Source organism: Rahnella victoriana (assembly GCF_021276285.1).
GTDB lineage: Bacteria > Pseudomonadota > Gammaproteobacteria > Enterobacterales > Enterobacteriaceae > Rahnella > Rahnella victoriana.
In genome coordinates this window covers 4,401,061-4,417,539 of record NZ_CP089919.1, presented here as the reverse complement: position 1 = coordinate 4,417,539, position 16,479 = coordinate 4,401,061, and the positions used below count along the sequence as shown (strand labels likewise).

The following is a 16,479-nucleotide window of genomic DNA, read 5'->3' as shown; positions in this document are numbered from 1 at the left end:
GTCATGATTTTTATGTTGATGAACAGGTTTCTAATTATTAGGAGGCTAATCCGGAGATTAGCGGATATTCATGGTGCGCGACAACTCCGGGATGTCAGTAATATCAACGCCTTTGATCATCTCGGCCGGGTGTGCCGCACGGTGTAAAAGGATGCTCAGGCCAGCCAGCAACGCAGGCAGGGCCAGAATAATAAAGATCATGTTTTCGCCGGAGAAAATGCCCAGCAGGATCCCGCCCATGGACGAGCTGATGATGGCACCGCTGCGCCCGATGCCGTGCATCCAGCACACGCCGGTGGCACGCATTTCTGTCGGGTAAAAGGCCGGGGAAAATGCCTGCAAACCGGTTTGCGCGCCGTTAATGCAGACGCCGCTGATGAACACCAGCAGGGCAAGAACATCCGGGCCGAAGTTGCCGATGCCCTGTGACAGCAGGCTGACCATGCCCATCATGTAGAAACCGGCAATCACCCGTTTGGCGGTGAATCGGTCCATCAGCCCGCCAACCATCAGGCCGCCGAACGTGCCGCCTAACTGGAACAAACCGGCGACGATGGCCGCACGCTCCAGCGAGAAACCGCCGTTGCGCATGATGGTCGGCAGCCAGCCGTTCAGCAGGTAAATCACGAACAGCCCCATAAAGTAAGTGACCCACAGCACAATCGTGCCTTTGGCGTAGCCGTTGGTGAATAACTGGAAGACTTTGGCTTTCTTCTGAATCACCGGTGCCTTGAGCACGAATTTGGTGCCTTCACTGAACACGCCACCGGCGCGCGTCAGCACTTTGGCGATTTTCTCTTTCGCCACATCGCGCACCACCATGTACATCGCCGACTCCGGCAGGATCCACAGCAGCATCGGCAACATCAGTAACGGCACAATCCCGCCGGCAAAAATCACCGCTTTCCAGCCGAAATGCGGCAGCAGACCGGCGGCGACAAAACCGCCCGCACCGGAACCCACGTTAAAGCCGCTGTACATCACGGTGATCATCAGGCTGCGGCGGCGTTCGGGCATATATTCCGACACCAGCGTGACGGTATTGGGCATCACCGCGCCTAAGCCGAGGCCGGTGAGAAAACGCAGAATTGCCATTTCCATCGGCGTGCGGGCAAAGGTGCTCAGCAGGCTGAACAGGGCGAAACACAAAATCGACCACATCAGCACCCGTTTACGGCCAAAGCGGTCCGCATTCGGCCCGGCAATCAGTGCGCCGATCGCCACACCAAACATCGCCGCGCCTAATATCGGCCCCATTTCCGCGCGGCTGATGCCCCAGTCTTCGATCAGCGCCGGGGCGATAAAGCCCATGACGGCGGCGTCGTATCCGTCGAACATGATGATGATGAAACACAGGGACAGAACCACCCATTGATATTTCGATATCGGGCGTTCGTCTATCCACGTTTTGACATCCACGATGGTGTTGTTGCTCATAGGGTACGCTCTCTGTTTTTTTTATTAATATGTGATCGGATTAAAACTTTGAAGAAAATTTCACTGACCGGCGCAGCACGAAATACGGCAGTGATGGGTTTTTATTAAGATTATTTTATTTATTAAACAATGAGTTGGTTAATCATTGTTGTGCTTCCTGATAACCAACTTAGGGGCTGTAAAGCGCGCTGTCTGCCATAAAATCATTATGCGGGTATGAGTTTTATTTATTACGGGCTGTTCAAAAAGTGCGGCAGCGGGACTGCCGCAGGGAAGAGGTTTAGCAGGAGGAGATCCGTTCGCGGGGATAAAACCATGAAATGACTATGCGGGCATATCCCGGAAACAGTCGTTATCGAGGGTAAGGGTGGCGATTTTCTGCACCGGCCCGCGCATGTTGACCTGAAAATCGCCGCTGAAACGGATGGCGAGTTCACCGCCGGGCATCTGCACGGTAACGGTGTCGTCCACCAGCCCGAGTTTGCGCATGGCGCTGGCCGCCGCACAACTGCTGCTGCCGGAAGCCAGCGTATACCCCGCGCCCCGTTCCCAGATGCCGATGCGGATAGTATTGCGATCAATGACTTGCGCGAACTGCACGTTGGTACGTTTCGGAAAAATCGCCAGCGTTTCAATTTCAGCACCGAGCTGCCTGACCAGATCCAGATCCAGCTTTTCCACCCGGATCACACAGTGCGGATTGCCCATCGACACCAGCGTTGCGCTGAGATTGTGCCCGCCAGCCACCAGCGGTAACGCGAGGGCTTCATCGCCTTCAACCGTAGCGGGTAACGCGGCTGGCGAGAATTTTGCCTGCCCCATATCCACAATCACCTGATGCGCACCTTCGGTGACTTCGCAGCGCACCTGTCCGCCCGCCGTGTTCACCAGAAAAGGTTCATGCGTGACCCGTCCGATATCAAACAGATAGCGGGCGTAAATACGCAGACCGTTGCCGCTTTTCTCAGCTTCTGAACCGTCGGGATTAATAATGCGCAGGGAGGGAATGTCAGCACCGTCGTCGTCGATCAGCAGACCGTCGGAACCGATGCCGTAATGGCGGTCGCAGACGCGCTGAATTTGCTGATTGCTGAGCAGGGCGGCGACGCTGTGATGGCAGACCAGATAATCATTACCCAGTCCGTGATAGCGGTGAAAAATCATAGTGGTATTTCCCAAATATTTATAATTGATGTGAATAGCTTTAATAGGAAATCTTGCCTGTTTCAATAGCGGCACGTAAATTCAAAATTATCTGTGCGAACTGCTTAGCTGATGTTCGTGATAGCCCGCCATTAACAAGGACTTATTGATGGACATATTTAGTGTTCCACTGGCCGTTCCGCCGCTGAATATCATCACGCCGCGTCTGATACTTCGTCAGTGGCAAAACAGTGATTTCGGGCCTTTTGCTGCAATGAATGCAGATCAGCAAGTGATGGAATTTTTCCCGTCAGTTCTGACCCGTGAAAAAAGCGATGAAATGGCGATCCGCTGTCGGGATTTGATCACAGAACGCGGATGGGGTATCTGGGCGGTTGAGCTGCGTGAAACCAGTGAGTTCATTGGTTTCGTTGGGTTACATACGCCGGGTTACGATTTGCCGTTTACGCCATGTATCGAAATCGGCTGGCGCCTGAGGGCGGATACATGGGGGCAAGGTTATTGCACTGAAGCCGCCCGCGCCGCGCTGGATGCCGGGTTTAACCAACTGGGGCTAAACGAAATTGTGGCCTTTACCGCGCTGCCGAATGTCCGTTCTCAGGCGGTGATGAAAAAACTCGGTATGGCATGTGATCCAAAAGAGAACTTCATGCATCCGGCGCTGGAGGAGGGGCACGGGTTACGGGAACATTGCTTGTATCGGCTAAAACGGGTCTGACTCCCTCCCCTGCGAAGGGGAGGAGTTGAAACCAAAACCGTACGGCTATTGCAGGGGAGGAGCAAACAACTAACTCTCCATCCTCCCCAGTACCGATGCCCCTACTAATCCGCCGTCGGTCAGAAATTTCCCCGGTATCAGCAACGGTTCTGTATAAGTGTGCAGCACACCGCCGCGTACTTTCTCATCCAGCGCCGCGATAAGTTCTTTCGCCGAGGCCAGACCGCCACCTGCCACGATCCGCGAAGGGCCGAGGATGTTGATCAGCAGCGCCAGCGGTTCGGCGACCAGTTCCAGCCAGGCATTCACGGTCAGCGCACAGTCGGGATGCCCCTTCAGCCAGCCGGTCACAATGTCCAGACTGGTATTTTCCTGACGGTGGAAATGCTGATGCAGGCGTTCCATGCCGCGTGCGCCGCCGAGCATGTCGAGGCAGCCGGTCTGGCCGCAGCCGCATCTGAGGCGTGGCACGGCATAATGTTTGCCGCCCAGGGTCAGCTCCGTGCGGGTGATCGCACCGTGTCCCCATTCGCCGGTGACGCCACCGTGGCCGCGTACCAGCTGGCCGTTGATCACCAGACCGCCGCCGACGCCGGTGCCTAAAATAATCGCCGCGACCACGGAATGATGTTGCGCATTACCCGCATGCGCTTCGGCGAGAGCGAAACAGTCAGCGTCATTGGCGGCAGTGACCGGGCGCTCAAGGGCTACGCTCAGATCATTCGCCAGTGAATGGCCGGTAAACGCGGGGATATTGGTTGCCAGCATTTCACCGGTTTGCGGCGACACCAGACCGGCGGTGGAAATCGCCAGCGGAGTCCCCGCCGGTAAATCCGCGCCGTAGGTATCAATCAGATATTGCATTGCGCCGACAAATTCCTGCCATGAGGCAACGGGTGTCGGGACTTTGCCACATTCTTCCACTTCGCCGGAACGGCGTGAAACACCAAATTTAATAAAAGAACCGCCGATATCGGCGCAAAAAACCGCAGAGTTCATGAGCGTGTGTCCAGTAAATCTCGCAGCCCGTCGCCCAGTACGTTAAAACCAAGCACGGTCAGCATAATGGCCAGACCCGGGAACAGCGAAAGGTAAATATTTATGCCGAGGAAGTTCCGGCCATCGCTCATCATGGTACCCCATTCCGGCATCGGCGGCTGTACGCCAAGCCCCAGAAATGACAGGCTGGCCGCCGCGAGGATCACCGTGCCGGCGGTCAGGGTGGATTGCACGATTATCGGCCCGATAGCATTGCGCAGAATGTAATGCACGATGATGCGGTAATTCGACAAACCCAGCGCCTGCGCGGCTTCCACGTATTCCATCTGCTTTAAACCCAGCGTCAGGTTACGGCTCAGACGGGCATACACCGGTATGGCAAACAGTGAAATGGCGATCAGTAAATTCACCAGTCCGCCGCCGAGAATACTGACCACCAGAATAGCCAGTACGATGCCCGGGAAAGCAAACAGCATGTCCATAAACCACATGATGATCATGTCGGTATAACGGCCCGCCATCCCGGCGATAATGCCCAAAGGAATGCCGATGATCATCGCCAGACCGACGCTCAGCACCACTTCGATAATCGAAATCCGTGCACCGTAAATAACGCGGGCAAAGATATCGCGGCCATAATCGTCGGTACCAAACCAGTGGTCGGCGCCCGGCGCAAGCAGGGTATCAATCAGATCCTGTGCGTAGGGATCATGACGGGCGATCAGCGGTGCAAACAAACCCAACAGCACGATCAGGCTGACGATAAACCCGCCCGTCGTGACGGCAGGATGACGCCATAACCAGCGGAACAACCGCAGCGTGCGCGGTTTGCGACGGGGTAATTGCGTGATAATGGCAGACATTAATCGAACCTTATTTTTGGATTCAGGAAAGCAATCAGTAATTCACCGAGCAGGTTCATTACCACCACGCCGCAGACGGCAACCAGCGCCACGCCCTGAATCACCGGGTAATCACGATAGCGCACGGAATCCACCAGCAGGCGGCCGATACCCGGCCAGTTAAAGACGGATTCGGTGACCACCGCGCCACCGATCAGGCTGCCGAAATTGAGCGCCACAATGGTGACAATCGGGATCAGCGCATTGCGGAATGCATGGCTGCAATAGACGGTAGTGGCGGATAACCCTTTGGCGCGCGCGGTGCGGATATAATCTTCCGACAGCACGTCGAGCATGCTCGATCGCGTCATGCGCGCCATCACCGCCATCGGTAAAACCGCCAGCGTGACGGAAGGCAGAATGTAGCTTTTCCACGATGTCGCACCGAGTAATGGCAGCCAGCCGAGATTTACCGAGAAGGTGTTCATCGCCATCAGACCCAGCCAGAAGTTAGCGATCGACGCCCCGGCAATCGCCAGTAACATCACGCCAAAATCCGGCCAGCGGTTGCGATACACCGCGCCTATCATGCCCGCCGGAACGCCAACCGCCACCGCCAGAAAATAAGACAGAATGGCCAGCGCCAGCGTATACGGCATCCGCTCGCCGATTTCCTGCGTCACCGGCTGTTGCGACTGCAACGAGACGCCGAGATTGCCCTGCAACACGTTACCGGCGAAATGCAGATATTGCGTCACCAGCGGTTGATCTAACCCGAGGCGAACGCGCATGGCATCAACGGCTTCCTGCGTGGCTTCAGGCCCGGCCATCAGACGCGCCGGATCCCCCGGCAGCGCGCGGATCGACACAAAAATCAGCATCGACACGCCGATCAGGATGACCGGGAAGGCGATGAGTTTTTTGGCAAGATAGGCTTTCATGGCTATTTTCCACTGTAAATGCTGCGGTTATTTTTTCTGTGCATCTTTCACCACAATTTGTCCGCCGGGGATCATGGTGACGCCCGATACCCCGGTGCCGGTGGCATACAAATCGTTCTGGTAATACAAGAGAACCTGCGGCGCCTGCTGGTTAATTTCCTTCTGCGCATCGACGTAAATGGCATTGCGGGTATTTTCATCCAGCGTCGAGGCCGCGTTGTCTAACATTTCATCGAGTTTTGCATCACTGAAGAAGCCCAGATTCGCGCCGCCCGGTGCGAAGCTTTTGCTGTAGTAAAGCGGACGAAGTTGCAGATCGGCGCCATTCGCGCCGGAAGACCATGACGCCAGCACCGCGCCGGTGTTATCGGCCTTTTTACCCGCCTGATCGGCAAACGCGGCTTTCGTCCACACGCCGCTTTCCATGATTTTCACGTCCAGTTTCACCCCGATTTTCGCCCACATGCTTTGCAGCACCTGACCGATACGCGCGTCCTGACCCTGCACGGCAATTGACATCGTAAAGCCGTCGGCAACGCCTGCTTCTTTCAGCAACGCTTTGGCTTTCGCCAGATCCAGCGGATACGGGTTCAGGGTTTTGTCATAACCGGCGGTGACCGGTGCCAGCGGGGAATTCGCCGGTTGTGCGAAGCCCGACATAATGGCGCGCACCAGTCCGTCGCGGTCCGTGGCGTAGTTCAGTGCCTGGCGCACGCGGACATCGCTCAGCGGTTTGAGGTCGGTATTCAGCGCGACCCAGAACACGGCCGCTCCCGGGCTTTCATGCAGACTGAATTTCGGATTGTTTTTCAGTACACGGGCAAATTGCGGAGGGACAGGGTTGATGACGTCGGCTTCACCGGCCTGCAGGGCCATGTTCATGACGGACGGCTCGGCGCTCCAGGTCCATTTGATGTCGTCCGGCCCGGCGGCTTTATCGCCCCAGTAGCCCGGATATTTTTCTTCCAGCACGAATTCGCCGGTTTTGTATTGCACCATTTTGTACGGGCCGGTGCCGACAGCTTTGCTGTCCAGCGTGCCGGTTTTATCTGCCGCCGGACTGACCATCAGACAGGCGCCGGTGGTCAGTAAATTCAGGAAGGCCGGATACGGTTTTTTCAGTTTGAACACCACGGTGGACTCGTCGGTTTTGGTCACGCTGTCGAGGAAGGTGCGCAGACGTCCGCTGGCGGCCAGACCGCGTTTTGTGTCGAGATGGCGGGCAAAGTTGGCGACCACCGCGTCGGCGTTAAACGGCGTGCCGTCGTGAAAAGTCACGCCGCTGCGCAGTTTGAATGTCCACACCAGACCACTTTCATCGCTGCTCCAGGAGGTCGCCAGCGCCGCTTCCGGCTTCAGTTGTGGCGACATGCGCAGCAGACCTTCATACATCGGATCCAGCACCGTGCCGGTAAAAGTCGCGGTCTGGTTGCCCGGATCCATGCTGCGCGGCGCTTCGTTTTGCATCACGTTCAGCGTGGCGGCAAACACCGGCAGCGAAAAGACGGCGAGAAGTGCGCTGCTCAGCAGCGATAACTGCACGGGACGCCGGATGTAACGGGTAATCTTCATGTTCTGCCCTCTGGGTAAAAATCGGATGAAGTGGCTCTGGCTCAGTCTGCCGGTTCGCTAAAACGCCGGTTTTAATCACAGTTTGTTTTAACAAAGAGATTTCATTAATAGTTCATATGAAATACTTATATCGTAACATTTAGTTTATTTTGTGAACTAATTAGCATTGATATATCCATTTCTACCGTTTAATGTCAATGCAGATGAGCGAAAACTGAGAGCGCCAAAACGAATATGCTAACAACTTTGCAACGTCAGATTTTAGGCGCAGTGAATGCCTCCGGCCATTTGAGCCGCACCGAACTGGCGCAAATCTCAGGAATGAGCAAGGCGGCGATCGGCGGTGTGGTGCGCGAGATGATTGAGGCCGGTTTTCTGCATGAAGCGGAAACGGTGCCGGGCAGCGGGCAGGGCAGACCGTCGGTCAGGCTGGTGGTGCATCCGGACGGGGCGTGGTTTGCCGGCGTTTCTTTGCTGCAAAATCCGGCGCAGATGGCGCTGATCAATTTGCACGGCGAAATCCTTTCGCGGGTGTCTTTTGCGGCCGATGCCGATCCGCAACAGCTGGCAGCGAATATCGCCAGCGCCTTACCGGCATTACTTGAGCCTCATCCCGAGGCGGCAAAAAAGCTGGTCGGGTTGGGCGTGACGCTCTCCGGTCTTATCGATGAACATCAGTCGACCTGCGTGCAGTCGGCGCTGCTGGGCTGGCGGGATGTGCCGCTGGCGAAGCTGATTTCGCAGGCCACCGGCATGGAAGTGGCCATTGAAAATGATGCCAAGGCACTGGCGGTGAGCGAGAAAAGTTTCGGTCAGGCGCGGGATCTCAGCAGCTTTACGCTGGTCAGCCACGGCGCGGGGATCGGCAGTGCGCATTTTATTGCCGGGCAGTTGCATCGCGGTTTGCATGGCGGTGCGGGGGAAATCGCCCACTGTACGCTGGAGCTGAACGGCTCGCCGTGTCGCTGCGGCAAGCGCGGCTGCCTCGACACGCTGGCGTCACTCAATGCGATTGCCGAAATGGCCAAAACGGAGGGGCTGGAGGCCACGACGATCGGCGGGCTGGAACAGCTGGCCATGCAGGGCCAGACGGCAGCCATCCGCATTCTGCACCGCGCGGGTTCTGCGCTGGGTTTAGCCATATCTCATCTGATTCAAATCAATGACCCGGACTTGATCCTGATTGCCCATCAGGACGCCGATTTTTCCGGGCTGTTTGGCACGGTTGTCCATCAGTCTGTGGAGGCCAACGTGCTGCCGGGCAATGCCGGTAAAACGCCGGTTCGCACTTTTACCCTAAACGACGACACCTGGGCGCGCGCGGCGGCGAGTATTGCCGCACACCGCTTTCTGGTCGGTCTGAAGCCTGTCTGAGGAATGAGCAACATGCGTATAGCGGTCAGCGGTATCCATATTGAATGCAGCACTTACAATCCGGTGCTTAATGAGGAAAAGGATTTTACCGTCGTGCGCGATGCGCAGTTACTGGCATCGCCGCGTTTTCGTTTTTTGCAGGATTATCCGGCGACGTTTTTACCGACAATCCACGCCCGCGCCATTGCCGGTGGCCCGGTCGCGCGGGCGACTTACGATAAATTCAAAGCGGAAATGCTGGCAGGATTAGAGGCGCAAAAGCCGTTTGACGGCGTGTATCTGGCGATGCACGGCGCGATGTATGTTGAAGGGCTGGAAGATGCCGAAGGTGACTGGATTGCCGCCGCCCGTAAGGCCGTCGGGCCGGATTGCCCGATCAGCGTCAGTTACGATCTGCACGGCAATGTCTCGCAGCGCATCATTGACGCCATTGATATGTTTTCGACCTACCGCACCGCGCCGCATATCGACGTGGAAGAAACCATGCGTCGTTCTGTCGCCATGCTGGTTAAGCATCTGCAAACCGGCGTGAAACCGACGTTGCTGTGGGTGCCGGTGCCGGTGGTGTTACCGGGCGAGCGCACCAGCACGGAAGATGAACCGGCGAAAAGTTTGTACGCCCGTCTGCCTGAAATGGATGAAGTTGACGGCGTGTGGGACAGTTCGCTGATGGTCGGTTATGTCTGGGCCGATGAGCCACGGGCAACGGCGGCGGTGATCATGACCGGCACTGACCGCGCTGTGCTGGAACAGCAGGCGACTCAACTGGCGCAGGCTTACTGGGACGCGCGGGAAGAGTTTGTGTTTGGTTGTGAGACTGACACGGTAGAAGCCTGTGTGAAAAAGGCGATTGCCAGTGAAACGCGGCCGGTGGTGCTGGCGGATTCCGGCGATAATCCGACCGGTGGCGGCGTAGGTGACCGCGCCGATGTGTTGCAGGAGCTGATCAAACAGTATGCACAAAATACCCTGGTGGCCGGGATTGCCGATGCACCGGCGACGGATGCGGCCTTCAATGCCGGTGTGGGATCCACACTGACGCTGACACTCGGCGCGTCACTTGATCATTCCAGCCCGCAGGTGAAAGGCGAGTTCGACGTGGTGTTCCTGCTCGACGCACTGACACCGGCTGACCGTCAGGCCGTGCTTCGCATTGGTGGAATTGATGTGGTGGTCTCGGCGCGCCGCCGTCCGTATCACAACATCAGCGATTTTACCGTGCTGGAACTGGATCCGCATAACGCAGACATCGTGGTGGTGAAATCCGGTTACCTTTCGCCGGAACTGGCACCGATTGCCAGCCCGAACCTGATGGCGCTGTCGAACGGCGTGGTTGATCAGTTTGTCGAACGTCTGCCACGCAACCGCAAGCCGTGCAAAACTTTCCCGTTTGATCGTGATTTCAGCTATGTGCCGCAGGTGCAACTTTCCTCCAGGAGCAAATAAGATGAACCAGACCACCGGACAGCCTGTAAACCGTCAGCCCGTGCTGAGCGTGAAGCATCTCACCACCTCGTTTCGCGGCGATGACGACTGGCTGCCGGTGGTGCGTGAAGTGTCTTTTGAGGTGTATCCCGGTGAAACGCTGGCGATCGTCGGGGAATCCGGCTCCGGGAAAAGCGTGACGTCGCTGTCAGTGATGCGTTTGCTGAAAGCGCAAAGCAGCCGGATTGAGGGCGAAGTCTGGCTGAATCAGCGCAATTTGCTGACCCTTTCGGATAAGCAGATGCGCGATATTCGCGGCAACGAGATGGCGATGATTTTTCAGGAGCCGATGACCTCGCTGAATCCGACTTTCAGTATCGGCAGGCAGATTGCCGAGAGCCTGAAGCGGCACCGTGGGATGTCGTCGGCGCAGGCGCGGGCGGAAACACTGCGGTTGCTGGAAAAGGTGCGCATTCCCAACGCGGCCAAAAGATTTGATGAGTATCCCCATCAGTTTTCCGGCGGCATGCGCCAGCGCGTGATGATTGCGATGGCGCTGGCGCTGAAACCTAAATTACTGATTGCCGACGAACCCACCACGGCGCTGGATGTGACCATTCAGGGACAGATTCTGGATCTGATTAAAACGTTGCAGGAAGAAGAAGGCATGGCGGTGCTGTTTATCACGCACGATATGGGCGTGGTGGCGGAAATCGCCGACCGCACGCTGGTGATGTATCGCGGTGAAGCCGTGGAAAGCGGGGCGACGGAGGATATTTTCCATCGTCCGCAACATCCTTATACCCGCGCGTTGCTGGCCGCCGTACCGACACTCGGCTCAATGCAGGGGCGTGGCTGGCCGTTACGGTTCCCGCAAATCAATCTGCAAACCGGTGAAGCGAGCGTGCCAGAGGAAGTGGCGGGAACAGTCGATACAGGGCTGACGCCTTTGCTATCGGTGAAAAATCTCAGCGCCCGTTTTCCGGTTTATGGCGGTATTTTCAGCCGCCAGGTCGGTGCGGTGCATGCGGTGGAAAACATCAGCTTTGATTTATTTCAGGGCGAAACGCTGTCACTGGTCGGCGAATCCGGTTGCGGGAAATCGACCACCGGCCGCGCGGTAACACGTCTGCTGAAACCGCACAGCGGGGCGATCGATTTTGATGGCTTTGATGTGATGAATCTGGGAAAACGTGACGTTTTGCAGATGCGCCAGCGTATCCAGATGATTTTTCAGGATCCGTTTGCCAGCCTGAACCCGCGTATGCGCGTTGGCGACGCACTGATCGAACCGATGCTGCAACACAAACTGCACAACCGCCGTGATGCCAGAGAGAAAGCCGCTTCACTGCTGCAAAAAGTCGGGCTGTCACCGGACATGCTGCGCCGTTTTCCGCATGAGTTTTCCGGCGGTCAGCGCCAGCGGATTTGCATCGCGCGCGCCCTGACACTGGATCCGAAAGTGATTGTCGCCGATGAATCCGTCTCTGCGCTGGATGTCTCCGTGAAAGCGCAGGTGGTGAATCTGCTGCTCGATTTGCAGGAAAGCATGAATCTGTCTTATCTGTTTATTTCGCACGATATGGCGGTGGTCGAAAGGGTGAGTCATCGCGTGGCGGTGATGTATCTCGGGGAGATTGTGGAGATAGGCCCGCGTGCGGCGATATTCGATAATCCGCAGCATCCGTATACACGCAAACTGATGGCGTCAGTGCCGGTGCCGGATCCGTCGCGCAGAATGCTGAAACGACAAATGCAGGTGGATGAACTGAAAAGTCCGGTACGCGACAACGGCTATATTCCACCGCAAAGGCAGTATCAGGAAGTGTCAGCAGGACATTTTGTTCAGATTTAATATAACAGGAAGGTTTTTCTACAGATAAACTCGAGGATGAATCTGGAAGATGGTGGTGGGGAAAGGATGACCCGGCCTTTGGCCTCGCCCTGCGGGTCGTTGCTGCGCAACGCTGTCTCGCTTCGCTCGGCTCAAACCTTCGGGTCGAAGGTTCTCTATCTTTCCCGATTTGTATTTTTATTTGGAGTTTTCGAAAGAGGCGGGAATATCTGGAAGATGGTGGTGGGGGAAGGATTCGAACCTTCGAAGTCGATGACGGCAGATTTACAGTCTGCTCCCTTTGGCCGCTCGGGAACCCCACCACAACTTTTGTGGCATTTACTACTTACTTCTGGCCTAAATCATCATGTGCTACATGGATGATTTTTGTCGCTGCAGCGGTTAGCTGCGAACGGGGCGCATAATACCAAATAAGCCGAAGGTGTAAAGCGCTGAAAGCGATAATAAAGTTTGTTTGCGGTTTTTTTGCCCTTAACGGTGTTTCTCTGAGCGAAAAACACCGTCAGGACGCGGATTACAGAATGACGGTACGGTTTCCGTAAACAAACACGCGTTGTGCCAGCACACGGTATAACGCGCGGCTGAGCACGTTTTTCTCAACGTCACGCCCGGCACGCATCATATCTTCGGCGGTATAGGTGTGATCGACGTTAATCACGTCCTGCATGATGATCGGGCCTTCATCCAGATTGTCATTAACGTAATGCGCCGTGGCACCAATCAGCTTCACACCCCGCTCATACGCCTGATGGTACGGACGTGCACCAATAAAGGCAGGCAGGAACGAGTGGTGAATGTTGATCACCTGATGCGGATAATGCTGCACAAAGCCCGGTGTCAGCACACGCATGTATTTCGCGAGAACCACATAATCAGGCTGATACTGGTCGATTTGCGCAATCATCGCGCTGTCGTGCTGTTCGCGGGTCAGACCGTCGTGGCTCACCAGATGGAACGGAATATCAAAGCGTTCCACCAACGTTTGCAGGGTATCGTGGTTGCCGATCACCGCCGCAATTTCCACATCCAGTCCGCCATACGCGGCTTTCATCAGCAGATCACCCAGACAATGGGCTTCTTTGGTCACCAGGATCACGATACGGCGACGACCGGTGCTGTTCAGTTCACGCACGGAACCCGCAGGCAGCGCGCTGTCGAGATCGGCGAGAAGGGTGGTGTCGTTGAAAATCCCTTCCAGCTCGGTACGCATAAAGAAACGTCCGGTGCGGTGATCCACGAATTCGTTGTTCTGCACGATGTTCAGTTCGTGCTTGTAGCAAATGTTGGTAATTTTGGCGATCAGACCTTTTGCATCAGGGCAAATGGTGCGTAATACCTTGGTTTGTACGTTCTGTTGCGGCATGAGGGTGTGGATCCTGTCCAAGACTTAAAATAATACGGTTGAATTATTTACCGCAGCACTTCTTATATTTTTTACCCGACCCGCACGGGCAGGCGTCGTTGCGGCCTGTCTGCGGTTTAATTCCGTCGATATAGTACCAGCGATCTTTCAAACGAAGAAATCGCGAACGCTCGTGGATTAAATGAAGGGGTTCGCTGCCGGTTTCGGTAAATCGCGCCGCAAACTCAACGAATCCTTCATTCGCATCGCGTCCTTCCGACTGGCTGATCACCTGCAAACCCTGCCAGTGCGTGCTGGCAAAGCCTTCCTGTAAACTGTCACGCCATTGTTCGGGTTGACAATCCGGGTGCCAGGTGGCGATCAGATAACTCGCATTTTTCAGGACGTAAGCAGTGTAGCGTGATCGCATCAGCGCGGACGGTGTGGGCGCCACGCGGGTCTCAGAAATGTATGGCTGGCAACATTCTTCGTAAGGAAGATGGCTGCAACATGGGCAAAGTTCTGACACGGAAACTCCTGATTCGCAGGGCTTACACATTCAATAGCGCAGGTTGCGCTATTGAATGCACCAAAGCGATATGTTACCTAACAACCTCGCCGGGTGACAACGCGCTTCCCCGCTGATTCTAACGCTATGTGCAATATAAGGTCATCAGATGAGCAGAAAAGTCACCATTGGTCTTGCCCTCGGTTCGGGAGCGGCGAAAGGGTGGGCGCACATCGGGGTGATCAATGCCCTGAAAGAAATGGATATAGAGATAGATGTTGTGGCCGGTTGTTCGGTCGGCGCACTGGTCGGCGCGGCGTATGTCAGCAACAGGTTACCGGCCATTGAAAGCTGGGTGCGGTCTTTCAGCTACTGGGATGTGTTGCGGCTGATGGATTTCTCCTGGAAACGTGGAGGATTGTTGCGCGGCGAGCGCGTGTTTAACGCCGTCGGGCAGTTGATCCGCATCGATGAATTTGAGAAGTGTTCGAAGAAGTTTGGTGCCGTCGCCACCAACCTGAGTACCGGACGCGAGTTGTGGCTGACCAAAGGGGATTTGCATGAGGCTATCCGCGCCTCGTGCAGTATGCCGGGGTTACTGGCACCGGTGTGGCACAACGGTTACTGGCTGGTGGACGGCGCGGTGGTGAACCCGGTGCCGGTCTCGCTGACCCGGGCATTAGGCGCGGATATCGTGATTGCGGTCGATCTCCAGCATGATGCGCATCTGATGCAGCAGGATTTGCTGACCGTGCAGCCGACCGGCGAAGCACTGAATACTGACAAAGAAGTGAGCTGGCGTGACCGGATCCGCCAGCGTCTGACCCGGCCAAATGCCCGCAAGCCGAATGTCAGTCCGTCAGCCATGGAAATCATGTCGACCTCCATTCAGGTGCTGGAAAACCGGCTCAAGCGTAACCGCATGGCAGGCGATCCGCCTGATGTGCTGCTTCAGCCCTATTGTCCGCAAATTTCTACGCTGGATTTCCACCGGGCAGAAGAAGCCATCGAAGCGGGGCGTCTTGCCGTTGAAAAACAAAGAGAGCAATTGCTGCCCCTGATAAAAAATAGACAGTTCTGAACGGCTTAAAATGTGTTTGGGTGAATCTGACAATTCTGCCAAGCAAAAACGGGCTTTATGAGCCACTATTAGAATAAGAAATTCTGGGGGACCCTGATGGACAAGCCACTTACAAGCAAGCATATTCTCATCGTTGAAGACGAAGCCGTTTTCCGATCCATACTTGCTGGCTATGTAAGTTCACTGGGTGCCACCTTTACCGAAGCTGAAAATGGTCTTGAGGCTTTGTCTCTGGTCGAAGACTACCCGCCTGATCTGATCCTCTGTGATTTAGCCATGCCTGAAATGGGGGGCATGGAGTTCGTCGAAAATCTGCGCTTACAGGGGATTAAAATTCCTGTTCTGGTGATCTCCGCCACCGACAAAATGACCGATGTCGCCTCTATGCTACGTCTCGGTGTAGAAGATGTCCTGCTTAAACCGATTAACGATCTCAACCGGTTGCGTGAAGCCTTACTTTCTTCTTTATACCCAAAGCTGTTTTCATCCCAGGCGATGGAGGAGAGTTCGCTGGTGCAGGACTGGGAGGCGCTGTGCCGTAATCCCAACGAAGCACAACGCCTGTTACAGGAATTGCAGCCGCCGGTTCAGCAGACGCTGGCGCATTGCCGCATTAATTACCGTCAGCTGACCAGTGCGGAAAATCCGGGGCTGGTGCTGGATATTGCCGCGCTGTCTTCCAAAGATCTGGGCTTCTATTGTCTGGACGTCACCCGCGCCAGTGAAAATGGTGTGCTTGCCGCTTTATTGTTACGCGCAATCTTTAACAGCTTATTACGTGAGCATTTAAGCAATCAGAATCAGCGATTGCCGCAGATGTCTACGCTGCTCAAACAGGTCAATCATTTATTCAAGCAGGCGAATCTGGAAGGGCAATTTCCTTTGCTGCTGGGTTATTATCACGCCGGTTTCAAAAATCTCATTCTGGTTTCTGCGGGTTTACATGCCAACGTCAATACCGGCAGCAATATGATCCAGCTCAGTAACGGTGTCCCGCTGGGAACGACCGGCTCGACATACTCCAATCAAATCAGTCAGAAATGCGATGCCTGGCAGTGTCAGGTCTGGGGATCGGGTGGGCGTCTGAGATTAATGCTGTCTGTAGAATGAGCGGATTTATTGTTGTTGATAATAATACGTTAATAATATTGAGTATTTTTTCTGCACGTTATTAGGCCTGCATTTTCCATTTCAATCTTCTAAGACCTATCTTAATGCATA

14 protein-coding genes, 1 tRNA gene and 1 other RNA gene are annotated in these 16,479 nt (G+C 55.4%); 6 read left to right on the top strand and 10 right to left on the bottom strand.

Features of this window, described 5'->3' with window-relative positions; all coding sequences use genetic code 11:
* Positions 1-57 precede the first annotated feature (57 nt).
* Positions 58-1,437, bottom strand: a complete 1,380-nt coding sequence (locus J9880_RS20280) for an MFS transporter (protein WP_232769847.1) — start codon at positions 1,435-1,437, stop codon at positions 58-60.
* Positions 1,438-1,761: 324 nt separating this feature from the next.
* Positions 1,762-2,601 carry a diaminopimelate epimerase gene (gene dapF, locus J9880_RS20275; RefSeq protein ID WP_131693309.1) on the bottom strand — a complete coding sequence of 280 codons (840 nt, stop codon included), beginning with the start codon at positions 2,599-2,601 and terminating at the stop codon, positions 1,762-1,764.
* Positions 2,602-2,749: 148 nt separating this feature from the next.
* Between dapF and J9880_RS20270 the strand changes: the two genes are divergently transcribed.
* Positions 2,750-3,319: a GNAT family N-acetyltransferase gene (locus J9880_RS20270; RefSeq protein ID WP_232769846.1), complete on the top strand. Its 570-nt coding sequence runs from the start codon at positions 2,750-2,752 to the stop codon at positions 3,317-3,319.
* A 69-nt stretch (positions 3,320-3,388) separates the two neighbouring features.
* Here J9880_RS20270 and J9880_RS20265 read toward each other — a convergent pair whose 3' ends face one another.
* From J9880_RS20265 to J9880_RS20250, 4 genes are read right to left on the bottom strand one after another with little or no spacing between them, the layout of a single operon-like run.
* Positions 3,389-4,318, bottom strand: a complete 930-nt coding sequence (locus tag J9880_RS20265) for an ROK family protein (RefSeq protein WP_232769845.1) — start codon at positions 4,316-4,318, stop codon at positions 3,389-3,391.
* Complete coding sequence (locus J9880_RS20260) at positions 4,315-5,181, bottom strand: ABC transporter permease (RefSeq protein ID WP_095921628.1); 867 nt, start codon at positions 5,179-5,181, stop codon at positions 4,315-4,317. Before J9880_RS20260 ends, J9880_RS20265 begins: the two co-directional genes overlap by 4 nt.
* Positions 5,181-6,101: an ABC transporter permease gene (locus J9880_RS20255; RefSeq protein WP_095921629.1), complete on the bottom strand. Its 921-nt coding sequence runs from the start codon at positions 6,099-6,101 to the stop codon at positions 5,181-5,183. Before J9880_RS20255 ends, J9880_RS20260 begins: the two co-directional genes overlap by 1 nt.
* A gap of 27 nt (positions 6,102-6,128) precedes the next feature.
* Positions 6,129-7,673: an ABC transporter substrate-binding protein gene (locus J9880_RS20250; protein ID WP_131693311.1), complete on the bottom strand. Its 1,545-nt coding sequence runs from the start codon at positions 7,671-7,673 to the stop codon at positions 6,129-6,131.
* A gap of 234 nt (positions 7,674-7,907) precedes the next feature.
* On the opposite strand from J9880_RS20250, the gene J9880_RS20245 reads away from it, so the two are divergent.
* From J9880_RS20245 to J9880_RS20235, 3 genes are read left to right on the top strand one after another with little or no spacing between them, the layout of a single operon-like run.
* The gene (locus tag J9880_RS20245) at positions 7,908-9,047 is read left to right on the top strand and encodes an ROK family transcriptional regulator (protein ID WP_095921631.1); all 1,140 of its coding nucleotides are present in this window, start codon (positions 7,908-7,910) and stop codon (positions 9,045-9,047) included.
* Between the two features lie 12 nt (positions 9,048-9,059).
* A complete protein-coding gene (locus tag J9880_RS20240) occupies positions 9,060-10,493 on the top strand; it encodes a M81 family metallopeptidase (RefSeq protein ID WP_232769844.1) in 1,434 nt (477 codons plus the stop codon).
* Between the two features lies 1 nt (position 10,494).
* Positions 10,495-12,327, top strand: coding sequence for an ABC transporter ATP-binding protein (locus J9880_RS20235; RefSeq protein ID WP_232769843.1), 1,833 nt, complete (start codon positions 10,495-10,497; stop codon positions 12,325-12,327).
* A 50-nt stretch (positions 12,328-12,377) separates the two neighbouring features.
* Here J9880_RS20235 and J9880_RS20230 read toward each other — a convergent pair.
* The 4 genes from J9880_RS20230 to J9880_RS20215 all read right to left on the bottom strand — a co-directional run bounded on the left by J9880_RS20230 (position 12,378) and on the right by J9880_RS20215 (position 14,198).
* A non-coding RNA gene (locus tag J9880_RS20230) (RtT sRNA) lies at positions 12,378-12,507 on the bottom strand.
* 37 nt (positions 12,508-12,544) lie between these two features.
* Positions 12,545-12,629: transfer RNA gene (locus J9880_RS20225), tRNA-Tyr, on the bottom strand.
* 212 nt (positions 12,630-12,841) lie between these two features.
* Positions 12,842-13,690, bottom strand: coding sequence for a formyltetrahydrofolate deformylase (gene purU / locus J9880_RS20220; RefSeq protein WP_013575956.1), 849 nt, complete (start codon positions 13,688-13,690; stop codon positions 12,842-12,844).
* 43 nt (positions 13,691-13,733) lie between these two features.
* A complete protein-coding gene (locus tag J9880_RS20215; protein WP_095921634.1) occupies positions 13,734-14,198 on the bottom strand; it encodes a YchJ family protein in 465 nt (154 codons plus the stop codon).
* Between the two features lie 148 nt (positions 14,199-14,346).
* Between J9880_RS20215 and rssA the strand changes: the two genes are divergently transcribed.
* Together rssA and rssB are read left to right on the top strand one after the other, a co-directional pair.
* Positions 14,347-15,258, top strand: coding sequence for a patatin-like phospholipase RssA (gene rssA / locus J9880_RS20210; RefSeq protein ID WP_095921635.1), 912 nt, complete (start codon positions 14,347-14,349; stop codon positions 15,256-15,258).
* Between the two features lie 96 nt (positions 15,259-15,354).
* A complete protein-coding gene (gene rssB, locus J9880_RS20205) occupies positions 15,355-16,368 on the top strand; it encodes a two-component system response regulator RssB (RefSeq protein WP_119827374.1) in 1,014 nt (337 codons plus the stop codon).
* The last annotated feature ends 111 nt before the right edge of the window (positions 16,369-16,479 follow it).